The sequence below is a fragment of the Pseudaquabacterium rugosum genome, from assembly GCF_038066575.1.
Taxonomy (GTDB): domain Bacteria; phylum Pseudomonadota; class Gammaproteobacteria; order Burkholderiales; family Burkholderiaceae_C; genus Pseudaquabacterium; species Pseudaquabacterium rugosum.
This window is the reverse complement of sequence record NZ_JBBUTF010000005.1, coordinates 40,184-54,798: the sequence shown is the minus strand read 5'-3', so window position 1 is coordinate 54,798 and position 14,615 is coordinate 40,184. Positions and strand designations below refer to the sequence as shown.

Genomic DNA, 14,615 nt, shown 5'->3' with positions numbered 1-14,615 from the left:
AAGTCTCGAAGCCGGGGGCAAACGGCCAGGCAAAAGGCAAGACCTGACCCCGAACCTAGGCCTTCATCACGAGGTTGTCGCGATGGATCAGCTCGGGCTCGTTGGCATAGCCCAGCAGGCCGGCGATCTGGCTGGAGGGCTTGCGGGCGATCAGCCGGCACTCGGCGCTGCCGTAGTTGGCCAGGCCGCGGGCGATCTCGGCGCCCTGCAGGGTGCGCACGGCGATGACATCGCCGCGGTGGTATTCGCCCTCGACCTCGACCACGCCGATGGGCAGCAGGCTGACCCCGTCGTTTCGCAGTTTGGCGGCCGCACCGTCATCGACGACGACGGCACCGCGCAGCTGCAGGTGATCGGCCATCCACTGTTTGCGCGCGGCCAGCTTGGCGGTGCCGGCCAGCAAGGCGGTGCCGATGTCCTCGCCCGCGGCCAGGCGCAGCAGCACGTCGTCCTCACGGCCCCAGGCGATGACGGTGCTGGCGCCCGAGCGCGCGGCCCGCTTGGCGGCCAGGATCTTGGTGATCATGCCGCCGGTGCCGATGCCGCTGCCGGCGCCGCCGGCCATCTGCTCCAGCTCGGGCGTGCCCGCGGTGGCCACGTCGATGAAGCGGGCGTCGGGGTTCTTGCGCGGATCGGCGCTGTAGAGGCCGCGCTGGTCGGTGAGGATGATCAGCGCATCGGCCTCGACCAGATTGGCCACCAGCGCGCCGAGCGTGTCGTTGTCGCCGACCTTGATCTCGTCGGTGACGACGGTGTCGTTCTCGTTGATCACCGGCACCACCTTGAGCTGCAGCAGCGTCAGCAGGGTGGAGCGGGCGTTCAGGTAACGCTCGCGATCGGCCAGATCGCCGTGGGTCAGCAGCACCTGGGCGCTGCCGATGCCGTGCTGGCGCAGCTGCGTCTCGTACATCTGGGCCACGCCCATCTGGCCGACGGCGGCCGCGGCCTGCAGCTCGTTGATCTCGGTCGGCCGGGTCTTCCAGCCCAGGCGCTTCATGCCCTCGGCGATGGCGCCGGAGCTGACCATGATCACCTCACGCCCCTGGGCGACGAGGGCCGCCAACTGCCGACACCAGGTGCCGACGGCCGCGGCATCGATGCCCCGCCCCTCGTTGGTGACGAGGCTGGAGCCGACCTTGACGACGATGCGCCGGGCGTTCTTCAGAGCGTCGGTCATGCGGACTTCTTGCGGGCGGCGGCTTTCTTGGCGATGGGCGCGGCCGTCTTGGCGGCGACGGTCTTCTTGGCGGCGGGTGCGGCCTTCTTCGCTGCAACCACCTTCTTGGCGGCCGGCGCGGCCTTCTTCGCGGCGGCCACCTTCTTGGCGGCCGGCGCGGCCTTCTTCGCGGCTGCCACCTTCTTGGCGACCGGCGCAGCCGTCTTCACCGCAGCCGCCTTCTTCGCGACCGGCGCGGCCTTCTTCGCCACAGCCACCTTCTTTGCGACCGGCGCGGCCTTCTTCGCCGCAGCCACCTTCTTCGCGACCGGCGCGGCCTTCTTCGCCGCAGCCACCTTCTTGGCGGCCGGTGCAGCCTTCTTCGCCGCTGCCGCCTTCTTGGCGACCGGCGCGGCCTTCTTCGCCGCAGCCACCTTCTTCGCGACCGGCGCGGCCTTCTTCACCGCAGCCACCTTCTTCGCCGCCGGCGCAGCCTTCTTCGCCGCAGCCACCTTCTTGGCGACCGGCGCAGCCTTCTTCGCCACAGCCACCTTCTTCGCCGCCGGCGCAGCCTTCTTCGCCACCGGCTTCGTCACCGCAGGTGCCGGGGCAGGCGACGCCTTGGCCACCGGCGCAGCCTTCTTCACGGCAGCCGCCTTCTTCGCAACCGGCGCGGCCTTCTCAGCAGCAACCACCTTCTTCGCCACCGGCTTCTTCACCGCAGGTGCCGGGGCAGGCGAGGCCTTGGCGACCGGCGCAGGCGCAGGCACCGGCGCCAGCACCGCCACCGGCAGCGATTCGATGTCGATCGCGGCGGCCTTGGCACCGGCGCGGCGCGGCGCGGCCGGCGCGGCCGCCCGCACCGGACTGCGACGGCCCGACGCCTTGCGCACCACCGGCGCCACCGCAGCGGCCGCGGGGCTGGCCTCGGCCGCCACATCGGCCGCGATCTGCGCATCCAGCTCCTCAGGCGTGAGGTCATGGTGCGTGGACTCGGGCGCACCGAAGCGCGGGTCGATCTCGACCGGCGGCAGTTGCTTGTGCTGGGCCACGTGCTCGTAGACGGTGTGCACCAGCAGCTCGGTGCCCTCGCGCGCCAGCGCGGAAATCTCCAGCACCGTGCCCTTCCAGCCCAGGCGCTGGATGAAATCCTTGACGCGCGCCGCGCGCTGCTCGGTCGGCACCATGTCGAGCTTGTTCAGCACGATCCAGCGCGGCTTGTCGTACAGCGCCTGGTCGTACTTGCGCAGCTCTTCGATGATGCCCTTGGCCTGCGCCACCGGATCCAGCGACTCGTCCAGGCAGGACAGATCGACCACGTGCAGCAGCAGACGCGTGCGCTGCAGATGGCGCAGGAACAGGTGGCCCAGGCCGGCGCCCTCGGCCGCGCCCTCGATCAGACCCGGCAGATCGGCGACGACGAAGCTGCGCTCCGGGCCGGCCCGCACAACGCCCAGATTCGGGTGCAGCGTGGTGAAGGGATAGTCGGCGATCTTCGGGCGCGCGTTGCTGATCGCGGTGATCAGCGTGCTCTTGCCGGCGTTCGGCAGGCCCAGCAGGCCGACGTCGGCCAGCACGCGCAGCTCCAGCTTCACGGTGCGCGCCTCGCCGGGCCAGCCGGCGGTCTTCTGGCGCGGCGCCCGGTTGGTGCTGCTCTTGAAGTGCAGGTTGCCGAAGCCGCCGTCACCGCCCTTGCACAACAGCACGGGGGTGTCCGGGTCGAGCAGCTCGGCCATCACCTCGCCGGTCTCGATGTCGGAGACGATGGTGCCCACCGGCATGCGCAGCGTGATGTCGGGGCCGGCGCCGCCGAACTGGTCGGCGCCACGGCCGGCCTCGCCGTTCCTGGCGATGTGCTTGCGCGTGTAGCGGTAGTCGATCAGCGTGTTGAGGTTGCGGTCGGCCACCGCCCACACGCTGCCGCCCCGGCCACCATCGCCGCCATCGGGGCCGCCGAAGGGGATGAACTTCTCGCGGCGGAAGCTGGCGCAGCCGGCACCGCCATTGCCTGCCGCGATCTCGATGGTGGCTTCGTCAACGAATTTCATGGCTGTAGAGGTGCTGTGGTGTGCCGGGCCGCCGCACGCGGATCGGGTTCAAGAAACGACAAAGCCCCGGCAGACCGGGGCTCATGCGACCGGGCGACACAGGGCCGCCCGGACGATCTCGCTGGATCGTTCGCCGAGGCCTCAGGCCGCCGGCGTGATGACGACCGTCGAGTGGTTCGACGGGCCCTTCTGGGTGAAGGACACGGTGCCATCGACCAGCGCGAACAGCGTGTGGTCACGGCCCATGCCGACGTTGTCGCCGGCGTGGAAACGCGTGCCGCGCTGGCGCACGATGATCGAACCGGCCGAGACGGCTTGGCCGCCAAAGGCCTTCACGCCGAGCATCTTCGGCTTCGAGTCGCGGCCGTTACGGGTACTGCCGCCGCCTTTTTTCTGTGCCATGGTGCTATTGCTCCTGGTGGGTCAGTCGTGCGGGCCGGAATCAGGCGCTGATGGCGCCGATTTCGAGCTCGGTGTACTGCTGGCGGTGGCCGCCGTGCTTCTGGTAGTGCTTGCGGCGACGCATCTTGAAGATGCGCACCTTGTCGTGCTTGCCGTGGGACACGACCTTGGCCGTGACCGTGGCGCCAGCCACCAGAGGCGTGCCGACCGTCAGGCTGTCACCAGCGCCGAGCGCCAGCACCTGGTCGATCACGATGTCCTGGCCAACGTCCGCAGCAATCTGTTCTACCTTGATCTTCTCGCCGGCAGCAACCTTGTATTGCTTGCCACCGGTTTTTATGACCGCGTACATGAAAGCCTCTTCAGGGAAAGAGTGTGGATCGGAACACTCCGCACCACGCAACGCGCGGGCCCTGCATGCAAGGCTCACGCACACACAGCGCGAAGAACCCGCGATTCTAGCGCAACCGCCCCGATCTTTGACAAGCGCTTGCAGCAGCCAGGCGCGAGCCGCGGACTCGACACCTATAATCGTGGGCTTGCCCTTGTGCCGGATTTCTCGCTTCAGCCCACCGTGACCGCCGCCGCCACCTCTTCCGCCGCCATGGCCGACCCGATGGCTGCCGACATGCAGCGGGTCGATGACGTGATCCGCCTGCGCCTGGCATCCGAGGTGGCGCTGATCAACCAGATCTCGCACTACATCGTCAGCGCCGGTGGCAAGCGCATGCGGCCGCGGCTGGTGATGCTGTTCGCCCAGGCGCTGGGCTTCGACGGCCCCGAGCAGTACGAACTGGCCGCCACCGTCGAGTTCATCCACACCGCCACGCTGCTGCACGACGACGTGGTCGATGAATCCGACCTGCGCCGCGGCCGCCAGACCGCCAACGCGCTGTTCGGCAACGCCGCCAGCGTGCTGGTCGGCGACTTCCTCTACTCGCGCGCCTTCCAGATGATGGTCGGCGTCAACCGCATGCGGGTGCTCGAGGTCCTGGCCGACGCGACCAACGTGATCGCCGAGGGCGAGGTCCTGCAGCTGATGAACATGCACGACCCCGACCTGACGGTCGAGGACTACCTGAAGGTCATCCGCTACAAGACGGCCAAGCTGTTCGAGGCCAGCGCCCGCCTGGGCGCGGTGCTGGCCGACGCCGACGCCACGGTCGAGGAAGCCTGCGCCAACTACGGCCGCTCGCTGGGCACCGCCTTCCAGCTGATCGACGATCTGCTCGACTACGAAGGCGACACCACCGAGCTGGGCAAGAACGTCGGCGACGACCTGCGCGAAGGCAAGGCCACGCTGCCGCTGCTGATCGCCATGCAGCGCGCCACCGAGGACGAGCGCGCCCTGCTGCGCCACGCCATCGAGCACGGCGAGGAAGAGCGCCTGACCGAGATCATCGATCTGGTGCGCCGCACCGGCGCGCTGGAGGCCACCCGCGAGGCCGCCCAGCAGCAAATTGACCAAGCGATTCAGTCGGTCAATTTCCTGTCGGACTCGACAGCCAAGAAATTCCTGATAGAGTTCGGGATTCGGTCGGTGCAGCGAAAGAGCTGAAACGACACGAGCTACGGGGTGTAGCTTAGCCTGGTAGAGCGCTACGTTCGGGACGTAGAGGCCGGAGGTTCGAATCCTCTCACCCCGACCAGACTCCTTCCTGGTCCACAGGAAGTTCAAGAAAGCCGCGGTCCTCCGCGGCTTTCTTGTTTTCCGCGCCACCCGCGGACAGCGGCACCGGACGGCGCCGGATCCCCCCCGACCACTCAGGGCACACTTGGCGGCCTCCCCAAGCCAGAGCCCGGAGGCCGCACCGTGTCCGTCACCCCTGATCGCCCGCTGCTGGTGGGCGTGTCCGCCCGCATCCACCACCCGGACACGCCGGTGCTCGATCTGGGCGGCATCTGGACCAAGACGCTGCACTACATGGAGCAGTCGGTCGCCCTGTGGCTGATGAAGGGCCGGGCCCTGCCGGTGATGGTGCCGGCCTTCGAAGCCGACAGCCTGGTCCACCGCCAGCTGATGGACCTGCCGGCCTATGCGGCGACGCTCGATGGTCTGGTGCTGCAGGGCGGCGCGGATGTGTCACCCCGCATGTACGGCGAGGCCCCGCTGCGGGCCGAATGGTCCGGCGACGCGATCCGCGACGCCTACGAGATCGAGCTGATCCAGGCCTTTGTCCGTGCCGGCAAGCCGGTGTTCGGCATCTGCCGGGGCCTGCAGATCCTCAACGTCGCGTTCGGCGGCAGCCTCTACCAGGATCTGCCGACCCAGGCCGCGGGCCCGGTCACCCACTTCGACGATGCCCGCTACGAGCGCAACGGCCACCCCCTGGCCCTGGAGCCCGATGGCTGGCTGGCGGGGCTGTATGCCGATCATCCTCGCAGTTGGGTCAACAGCATCCACCACCAGGCGATCCACCGGCTGGCGCCCGGCTTCCGGATCGAGGCCCGCTGCCCGGAGGACGGCCTGATCGAAGCGGTCAGCCGCCCCGGTGGCAGCTTCCTCGCCGGCGTGCAGTGGCATCCCGAGTTCCCCTGGCATGCCGGTGAGGCCGCCTTCGACGACCGGCCGCTGCTGAACGATTTCCTGCAGGCCTGCCGCCAGGTCCGCGACGCCGGCCGGAGCGGCTGAGGAGAACCCTCGGGAACCGTGGATCGCCGCGGCCACTCGGACCGCAGGACACCACCGGCACACCGAGGCGAACATGCGATTCACCCCTTCCGCCCCTCTGACGTTCGGCCTTGAGCTGGAGTTGCAGGTGCTCGATCCGCGCACCGGCCGCCTCGTGCCAGCGGCCAGCGGTCTGTGGACGGCCCTGCAGCCGCGCCCGCAGGCCCGGCATTTCGCCCTGGAAGCCACGCAGGCGACGATCGAGTTCAACTCGTCCGTGCACACGCACGCCGACCGCCTGGCCGACGAGGTCGCGGCCTGCGTGGGCCTGCTGCGCGAGGTGGCCCGGGATCAAGGGCTGGAACTGCACGGCGGCGGCACCCAGATCGCCCAGTTCTGGAACCAGCGGGTGCTCACGCCCACGCCGCGCGCCCGGCTGCTCACGGAGCGCTTCGGCTTTCTGCCCAAGCGCTTTTCCACCTACGGCATGCACGTCCATGTCGGCATGCCGGACGGCGAGCAGGCGCTCGCCGTGGCCAACGTGCTGCAGGCGCTGTCGCCGCTGTTCATCGCGATGTCGGCCGCCTCCCCTTTCCTGCAACTGGCCGACTCCGGCCTCGCCGCCTGCCGTCCGCTGGAGCCACTGGTCTACCCGCACGGCGGCCCGATGCCGGTCCTGCGCGACTGGGCCGCCTTCGAGGCGGTGGTGCAGGACTACGTCGACACGGGCATCGCCGACACGCTCAAGGACATCTACTGGGACGTCCGCCCCAAGCCCGAGTTCGGGACGGTGGAGGTCCGCGTCTTCGACACCCCCTTGTCGGTGCGCAAGGCCGTCGCCCTGGCCGCCTTCACGCGGGCGCTGGCCGGCCTGGCCCTGCGCGGCCAGCTGGTCCTGCCCGACGCGGTGCAGACGGGTACGCCCGCACGCCGGGTGAGCCGGTTCAACGCCTGCCGCCACGGGATGGAAGCGTCGCTGCACAACCCCTGGGCCGACGCCTGGCAACCGGCCCGGCACTGGCTGGCGACACTGATCGACGCCGTGCGCGCCTGCCCGGCCGAGGCCGCGGACCAGGCGTGGATCGACACCCTGATCGCCGGCGACGCGCCGGAGGACCACGCCTGGATGCGGGCGCAGTGGTCGGCACTCGGCGGACGCTTCGACGGGGCCGAGCCGCCGGTCGCGCTGCTGGCGGACAACGCCCGGCGGATGGCCGCCAGGCTGCTGGACTGAGCTCAGCGCGGGGCCAGCCGGGCCGCCGTGCCGGGCCCGTCACCCGCACGCCGGCGCCACAGCGTGACCATCACATGGCCGCCCACGCCCAGCAGCACCAGCCCGAGCGCGCCCACGGCCCAGATCCCCCAGGCCAGCACCGTCAGGCCGCCGGCGAGCATCGGCAGGGCCTGCAGCAGGCCGTCGATCAACGGGGCCATGCCGGCGATCAGCTGGGTGACGGCCTGCACCATCTCGGCCGGCACCCAGGGCGCCAGCCAGGCGGGCAAGGGGATGGCGCCGACGTCGGTGGCGACGCCGCTCAGCGCGCCGGCATTCGAGAGGGCCCACACCGCCGCGGCATGGAGGGCCCAGGCGGTCAGCGACCACAGGGCCAGGAACAGGGCGACGGCCAGCCAGACAAGTGCGTGGATCATGGTGCGAGGTCGACGGAAGGGTTCGAAAGACGCGCAGTGTGACCGCCCCGTCCGTTCGGACGAACCAGCGTCCACCGAAGCGAAACGACGGTTTTCCCGCACCTGAGGCCGCCGCTATACTGCGCGCCTTCGTCATCGGGGAGTAGCCGCCCTGCGTCATGCAGGGGCTCGCGTCAACACACTTGGTCCTCACGACCATGGCGCGCGCAGCAGCCAGCCTGGCAAGACCTTTGACCACATCGCCTCCGGACAGGGCCGGGGGTGCGGTGTGGTCTCTGGTTTTTCGCCGGCCCTCGGAGCTACCCACATGGAAGCCTTTCTCGTGTCCACCGGCGTCGTCGCGCTCGGTGAAATGGGCGACAAGACCCAGTTGCTGGCCATCATCCTGGCCGCTGCCTTCCGCAAGCCCGTGCCCATCATCCTGGGCATCTTCGTGGCCACCGTCGCCAACCATGCCGCCGCGGGCGCCGTGGGCGGCTGGGTGGCACAGGCACTCGGCCCGGACATCCTGCGCTGGGTGATCGGCATCTCCTTCCTGGCGATGGCCGGCTGGATGCTGATCCCCGACAAGATGGACGACGACGCAGCCCAGGGCGAGCACCGCTTCGGCGTCTTCGGCACCACCGTCATCGCCTTCTTCCTGGCCGAGATGGGCGACAAGACCCAGATCGCCACCGTCGCGCTGGCCGCGCGCTACACCGACATCGTGCAGGTGGTGCTGGGCACCACCGTCGGCATGATGCTGGCCAACGTGCCGGCCGTCTTCCTGGGCGACACCATCGCCCGCAAGGTGTCGATGCCCCTGGTCCACGGCATCGCGGCCGCCATCTTCGCGGTGCTGGGCGTGCTGACGCTGCTCAACGTCGGACGGCTGTTCTGAACCGGAGGCCGCCGGCCCCCGCGCTCGACCAAGGGGGAGCGGGGGATCCGGCGTCGGTCCGCAGCAACAAGCCGCACCACGCTCCGGTATAAAGTGCGCGTGCGCGACGCGTCTGCCGGCAAGCCAGGGCTGTGCCGGCGCGCGTCGTGCCTGTCTTTGTCTTACCCCGCCGCACGCGGAGCCCCATGGCCCTGGACACCCCCGTCGAATCCACCGGCACGGCCAACCTGTCCGGCGTCGCCCGCGCCCTGGTCACGGCCGGGCTGCTGCCGGCGCAGGCCGCCGCCGATCTCGCCAAGCTCGCCCGCGAGCGCAGGAGCACCTTCCTGGCGGCCGTCATCGCCGCCCGGGCGATCCCGGCCCCGGCACTGGCCCATGCGCTGTGCCGCGCACTGGCGCTGCCGCTGCTGGATCTGTCGCAGGTCGCCATCGACCGCCTGCCGCGCGATCTGCTCGATCCCAAGCTGGCCGCGCAGTACCACCTGATCGTGCTGGGCCGGCGCGGCAACCGCCTGTTCATCGGCGGCGCCGATCCGACCGACCAGGACGCGGCCGAGCGCATCAAGTTCGCCACCCAGCTGTCGCCCGAATGGGTGCTGGTCGAGTACGACAAGCTGGCGCAGGCCCTCGACGGCCGCACGGCCTCGGCCGCCGAGACGCTGGAGGCCCTGACGGCCGAGGAGTTCGAGTTCGACGTCACCGAGGACGTCGGCGTGGTCGAGACCGAGGTGGTCTCGGAGGTCGAGGACGCGCCGGTCGTGCGCTTCCTGCAGAAGATGCTGATCGACGCGATCAACCTGCGCGCCTCCGACCTGCACTTCGAGCCCTACGAGCACCAGTACCGCGTGCGCTTCCGCGTCGACGGCGAGCTGCGCGAGATCACCCAGCCGCCGCTGGCGATCAAGGAGAAGCTGGCCTCGCGCATCAAGGTCATCAGCCGGCTGGACATCGCCGAGAAGCGCGTGCCGCAGGACGGCCGCATGAAGCTGAAGTTCGGCTCGAAGGCGATCGACTTCCGCGTCTCGACCCTGCCCACGCTGCACGGCGAGAAGATCGTGATCCGGATCCTGGACTCCTCGTCCACGCGCCTGGGCATCGAGGCGCTGGGCTACGAGAAGATCGAGAAGGAGCGGCTGCTGCAGGCGATCCAGCGGCCCTACGGGATGATCCTGGTCACCGGCCCGACGGGCTCGGGCAAGACCGTCTCGCTCTACACCTGCCTGAACCTGCTGAATCAGCCGGGCGTCAACATCTCGACCGTCGAGGATCCGGCCGAAATCAACCTGCCGGGCATCAACCAGGTCAACGTCAACGACAAGGCGGGCCTGAGTTTCGCCGCGGCGCTGAAGTCCTTCCTGCGCCAGGATCCGGACATCATCATGGTGGGCGAGATCCGCGATCTGGAGACCGCCGACATCGCCATCAAGGCCGCCCAGACCGGCCACATGGTGATGAGCACGCTGCACACCAACGATGCGCCGACCACGCTGACACGGCTGCTGAACATGGGCGTGGCGCCGTTCAACATCGCCTCCAGCGTCATCCTGATCACCGCCCAGCGCCTGGCTCGGCGCCTGTGCGAAGGCTGCAAGCAGCCGGCCGACTACCCGAAGGAAGCGCTGCTGCGCGCCGGCTTCAAGGCCGAGGACATCGACGGCACCTGGCGCCCGTACCGTGCGGTCGGCTGCGCGTCGTGCACGGCCGGCTACCGCGGGCGCGTCGGTCTCTACCAGGTGATGCCGATCACCGAGGCGATGCAGCGCCTGATCCTGTCCGAGGGCACCGCCATCGACATCGCCGAACAGGCCGGGCGCGAGGGCGTGCGCGACCTGCGCCAGGCCGGGCTGGTCAAAGTTCGCGCGGGGGTCACCTCGCTCGAAGAGGTGATCGCCGTCACCAATCAATAATCCGTCAAGAACGCGTGCCGCGCGCCGCGATCCGACCTTGAAGGCCACGGGCCCGGGACGGGTCGCGGCGCGCGTGCCACATGAAGAGCACACGAGGGCGAAGCGGGCATGGCCACGACTGCGGCGAGAAACGAGCGGGAAGTCATCTTCGAGTGGGAAGGCAAGGACAAGAACGGCAAGCTGGTGCGCGGCGAGATGCGCGCCGGCGGCGAGGCCGCGGTCACCGCCAGCCTGCGCCGGCAGGGCATCCTGCTGGTCAAGCTCAAGCGCCGGCGCGCGAGCGGCGGCAAGACGATCACCGAGAAGGACGTGGCGCTGTTCACGCGCCAGCTCGGCACCATGATGAAGGCCGGCGTGCCGCTGCTGCAGTCCTTCGACATCGTCGGCCGCGGCGCCACCAACCCGCGCCTGACCAAGCTGCTCAACGACATCCGCACCGATGTCGAGACCGGCACCAGCCTGTCCTCGGCCTTCCGCAAGCACCCGCAGTACTTCAACGCGCTGTACTGCAACCTGATCGAGGCCGGTGAGGCCGGCGGCATCCTGGAGGCGCTGCTCGACCGCCTGGCGCTCTACCAGGAGAAGACGCTGGCCATCAAGAGCAAGATCAAGTCGGCCCTGATGTACCCGGCGGCGGTGATGGTGGTGGCCTTCCTGGTGCTGGTGGTCATCATGGTCAAGGTGATCCCGGCCTTCAAGGAGGTGTTCACCTCCTTCGGCTCGGACCTGCCGATGCCCACGCTGGTGGTCATCGCGATGTCGGAGTTCTTCGTCGACTGGTGGGCGCCGCTGCTGCTGATCGTCGCCGGCGGCGGCTACATGTTCGGCCAGGCCTGGCGCCGCAGCCCGAAGATCCAGATGGCGATGGACCGCCTGCTGCTGCGCCTGCCGATCTTCGGCACGCTGGTGGACAAGTCGGTGATCGCGCGCTGGACGCGCACGCTGTCGACGCTGTTCGCCGCCGGCGTGCCGCTGGTCGAGGCGCTGGATTCGGTGGGCGGGGCCGCCGGCAGCGCCGTCTATGCCGAGGCGACGCAGAAGATCCAGCGCGACGTGGCCACCGGCACCGCGCTGACCTCGGCCATGCAGGCCACCGGACAGTTCCCGACGATGGTGGTGCAGATGGCGGCCATCGGCGAGGAATCCGGCTCGCTCGACCACATGCTGGCCAAGTGCGCCGAGTTCTACGAGGACGAGGTCGACGACATGGTCAAGGGCCTGTCCAGCCTGCTGGAGCCGTTGATCATCGTGGTGCTGGGCATCCTCATCGGCGGCATCGTGGTCGCCATGTACCTGCCGATCTTCAAGCTGGGCCAGGTGGTCTGAGCCACGGCCCGGCGGCCGCTGCGGGCGGCCGCCCTTCTCCCGGACGACGACATGATCGATCACGCACCGTGGCTGCCGCCGGCGGTCCTGCTGCCGACGCTGGCCGTGCTGGGCCTGCTGGTGGGCAGCTTTCTCAACGTGGTGGTGCACCGCCTGCCGCGCATGCTCGAGCGGGACTGGCTGACCGGTGTCGGCCAGACGCTGCAGGACGACCCGACGATGCAGCGCGTGCTGCCGGCCGACACGGCCCTGCGCACGGCGCTGGCGGCCCAGGGCCGCGCGCTGGAGCAGACGCTGGACGCACAGCCGCCCCTGAACCTGTCGCAGCCGCGCTCGCGCTGCCCGCACTGCGGCCACGGCATCCGCTGGTACGAGAACATCCCCGTGCTGTCCTGGCTGGCGCTGCGCGCGCGCTGCTCGGCCTGCAAGGCCCCCATCTCCTGGCGTTATCCGCTGGTCGAGTTGGTCACGGCCGTGCTGTTCACCGCCGCCGGCGCGCATGCGCTGGGGCTCGCGGCGGCACCGGGCGGCGCGGCCTCCGGACTGACCCCGCTGGCGGCCACCCAGATCGGCGCGGCCGGCGCCGGCCTCGGCCAGCCGCTGGCCTTCACCGCGCTGTGGTGCGTGGCGCTGGCGCTGCTGCTGGCCGCCGCGCTGATCGACCTCGACACCACGCTGCTGCCCGACGAGCTGACACTGCCGTTGATGGGCCTCGGCCTGCTGGGCGCCTGGCAGGGCTGGACCGGCGTGCGCCTGGACGACGCGGCCCTCGGCCTGCTGTTCGGCTATGGCGGGCTGTGGGCGCTGGCCTTCGTCTATCGCCTGATCCGCGGTGTCGAGGGCATGGCCGAGGGCGATTTCAAGCTGCTCGGCGCGCTCGGCGCGCTGCTGGGCTGGCAGTCCCTGCCCGACATCGTGCTGCTGTCCTCGGCGGTGGGCGCGGCCGTCGGCATCACCCTGATCGTCGCGCGCGGCCATGACCGCCAGGTGCCCATTCCCTTCGGCCCCTATCTGGCCGGCGGCGGCATCGCGGCGCTGTTCTTCGGCCCGACGCTGCTCTTCGGCCCGCTGGTGGCCGCGGCGTGGACCCGCTGAGCCCGGCCGGGCTGGCGGCACGGGCCGCCGCGCTGCCGGCGCGCGAGGTCGCCGACGGCCAGGTCCGCACCATCGGCCTGACCGGCGGCATCGGCAGCGGCAAGAGCACCGTGGCGGCCCTGCTGGTCGGACTCGGCGCGACGCTGGTGGACACCGACGCCATCGCCCACGCGCTGACCGGCCCCGGCGGCGCGGCCATGCCCGCCCTGCGCGCGGCCTTCGGCGAGACCATCGCCACGGCCGACGGGGCGCTCGACCGCGCGGCGATGCGCGCACGCGTGTTCGCCGATGCCGCGGACAAGCGCCGCCTGGAAGCCCTGCTGCATCCGCTGATCCATGCCCAGGCGCTGGACCAGGCGCTGCAGGCGCTGCGTGACCCCGGCGCGGTGGTCGTCTTCGACGTCCCGCTGCTGGCCGAAAGCGGACCGGACGGCCCCTGGCGCCGCCGCTGCCAGCGCGTGCTCGTGATCGACTGCGACGAGGCCGAGCAACGCCGCCGCGTGATGGCACGAAACGGCTGGAACGAGGAGCAGGTCCAGCGGATCATCGATGCCCAGGCCCCGCGGGCCGTGCGCCGGGCGCTGGCGGACGCTGTTCTGCTGAATCAGGGGATCGACAAATCGGCGCTGATGGACCAGCTTCTGACGATTTGGCAGCGCTGGTGCGGGGGGAACCGCCCGCGGGTATGAAACAATCGGCAATGACCCGCGGACATTTCCGTCCCCGGCGAACACGCGCTGCCCGTGGTCCTGTACGAATATCCGTTCAACGAGAGCATCCGCACCATGCTGCGGCTGGAACACCTGTTCGACAGGCTGGGCCGGCTGCTGGCACGTGAATCGGCGCTGGACCACCACTTCGCGCTGCTCACCATGTTCGAGATCACCGAGGTCGCCGCCCGCGCGGACCTCAAGAGCGATCTGCTCAAGGAGCTCGAACGCCACAAGGCCCAGCTGGTGGCCTGGCGCGACAACCCCGCGGTCTCGCAGGGCGCCCTCGACGGGGCCATCGAACGCATCGACCACGCGTTCAACGGCCTGAACCAGCAGTCCGGCAAGGCCGGCCACACGCTGGCCAGCAACGAGTGGCTCAACAGCCTGAAGAGCCGCATCGGCATCCCGGGCGGCACCTGCGAGTTCGACCTGCCCGCCTACCACGCCTGGCAGCACCGCAGCCTGGACCGCCGGCGGATCGACCTGCACGCCTGGGTCTCGACCCTGGCCCCGCTGGCCGAGGCGCTCGGCGTGCTGCTGGGCCTGCTGCGCGACTCCGGCGTGCCGCACATGGTGGCCGCCACGGCCGGGCAGTTCCAGCAGAGCCTGCCGCAGGGCCGCGGCTACCAGATGATGCGCCTGCGCATCAGCGGCGACGACGACCTCGTGCCCGAGATCACCGGCCACCGCCTGCTGGTGTCGGTGCGCCTCATGCGCGCCGATGGCGACGGCCGCCTGCGCACCGCGCCGGTGGACACCGCCTTCGAACTGACGCTGTGCGCGTGAGGCCGGGCGCCCGGCCCTGAACCCGGTCGCGCCCCACGCCG

13 protein-coding genes, 1 tRNA gene, 1 pseudogene and 1 riboswitch are annotated in these 14,615 nt (G+C 70.1%); of the genes and pseudogenes, 10 read left to right on the top strand and 5 right to left on the bottom strand.

Going from position 1 to position 14,615, the window contains the following annotated elements:
• Positions 1–55: 55 nt before the first annotated feature.
• From proB to rplU, 4 genes and pseudogenes are all read right to left on the bottom strand, one after another.
• Positions 56–1,177 (bottom strand): glutamate 5-kinase, encoded by a 1,122-nt coding sequence (gene proB / locus AACH11_RS06220; protein ID WP_341373336.1) that lies wholly within the window; start codon positions 1,175–1,177, stop codon positions 56–58.
• A gap of 875 nt (positions 1,178–2,052) precedes the next feature.
• Positions 2,053–3,204 (bottom strand): annotated as a pseudogene (gene cgtA / locus AACH11_RS06215) (Obg family GTPase CgtA); the annotation flags it as partial.
• Positions 3,205–3,345: 141 nt separating this feature from the next.
• Positions 3,346–3,606, bottom strand: a complete 261-nt coding sequence (gene rpmA, locus AACH11_RS06210) for a 50S ribosomal protein L27 (protein WP_341373335.1) — start codon at positions 3,604–3,606, stop codon at positions 3,346–3,348.
• A 40-nt stretch (positions 3,607–3,646) separates the two neighbouring features.
• Positions 3,647–3,958 (bottom strand): 50S ribosomal protein L21, encoded by a 312-nt coding sequence (rplU, locus tag AACH11_RS06205; RefSeq protein WP_341373334.1) that lies wholly within the window; start codon positions 3,956–3,958, stop codon positions 3,647–3,649.
• 264 nt (positions 3,959–4,222) lie between these two features.
• On the opposite strand from rplU, the gene AACH11_RS06200 reads away from it, so the two are divergent.
• The 4 genes from AACH11_RS06200 to AACH11_RS06185 all read left to right on the top strand — a co-directional run bounded on the left by AACH11_RS06200 (position 4,223) and on the right by AACH11_RS06185 (position 7,451).
• Positions 4,223–5,164: a polyprenyl synthetase family protein gene (locus AACH11_RS06200; RefSeq protein WP_341373563.1), complete on the top strand. Its 942-nt coding sequence runs from the start codon at positions 4,223–4,225 to the stop codon at positions 5,162–5,164.
• Between the two features lie 14 nt (positions 5,165–5,178).
• Positions 5,179–5,255 (top strand) — tRNA-Pro (locus tag AACH11_RS06195).
• A 164-nt stretch (positions 5,256–5,419) separates the two neighbouring features.
• Positions 5,420–6,238, top strand: coding sequence for a gamma-glutamyl-gamma-aminobutyrate hydrolase family protein (locus tag AACH11_RS06190; protein WP_341373333.1), 819 nt, complete (start codon positions 5,420–5,422; stop codon positions 6,236–6,238).
• 73 nt (positions 6,239–6,311) lie between these two features.
• Positions 6,312–7,451, top strand: coding sequence for a YbdK family carboxylate-amine ligase (locus AACH11_RS06185; protein ID WP_341373332.1), 1,140 nt, complete (start codon positions 6,312–6,314; stop codon positions 7,449–7,451).
• 2 nt (positions 7,452–7,453) lie between these two features.
• On the opposite strand, the gene AACH11_RS06180 is transcribed toward AACH11_RS06185, so the two are convergent.
• On the bottom strand, positions 7,454–7,867 hold the full coding sequence (locus AACH11_RS06180; RefSeq protein WP_341373331.1) for a hypothetical protein: 414 nt from the start codon (positions 7,865–7,867) through the stop codon (positions 7,454–7,456).
• Between the two features lie 125 nt (positions 7,868–7,992).
• Positions 7,993–8,168, top strand: a riboswitch (yybP-ykoY riboswitch).
• Between the two features lie 6 nt (positions 8,169–8,174).
• Between AACH11_RS06180 and AACH11_RS06175 the strand changes: the two genes are divergently transcribed.
• The 6 genes from AACH11_RS06175 (at position 8,175) to zapD (ending at position 14,574) form a co-directional block, all read left to right on the top strand.
• Positions 8,175–8,747 (top strand): TMEM165/GDT1 family protein, encoded by a 573-nt coding sequence (locus AACH11_RS06175; protein ID WP_341373330.1) that lies wholly within the window; start codon positions 8,175–8,177, stop codon positions 8,745–8,747.
• Positions 8,748–8,932: 185 nt separating this feature from the next.
• Positions 8,933–10,654: a type IV-A pilus assembly ATPase PilB gene (gene pilB / locus AACH11_RS06170; RefSeq protein WP_341373329.1), complete on the top strand. Its 1,722-nt coding sequence runs from the start codon at positions 8,933–8,935 to the stop codon at positions 10,652–10,654.
• Between the two features lie 108 nt (positions 10,655–10,762).
• Positions 10,763–11,980: a type II secretion system F family protein gene (locus AACH11_RS06165; RefSeq protein WP_341373328.1), complete on the top strand. Its 1,218-nt coding sequence runs from the start codon at positions 10,763–10,765 to the stop codon at positions 11,978–11,980.
• A gap of 51 nt (positions 11,981–12,031) precedes the next feature.
• Positions 12,032–13,075, top strand: coding sequence for a prepilin peptidase (locus AACH11_RS06160; protein WP_341373327.1), 1,044 nt, complete (start codon positions 12,032–12,034; stop codon positions 13,073–13,075).
• 32 nt (positions 13,076–13,107) lie between these two features.
• Positions 13,108–13,764 carry a dephospho-CoA kinase gene (gene coaE, locus AACH11_RS06155; protein WP_341373562.1) on the top strand — a complete coding sequence of 219 codons (657 nt, stop codon included), beginning with the start codon at positions 13,108–13,110 and terminating at the stop codon, positions 13,762–13,764.
• A gap of 54 nt (positions 13,765–13,818) precedes the next feature.
• On the top strand, positions 13,819–14,574 hold the full coding sequence (gene zapD, locus AACH11_RS06150; protein ID WP_341373326.1) for a cell division protein ZapD: 756 nt from the start codon (positions 13,819–13,821) through the stop codon (positions 14,572–14,574).
• Positions 14,575–14,615 lie beyond the last annotated feature (41 nt).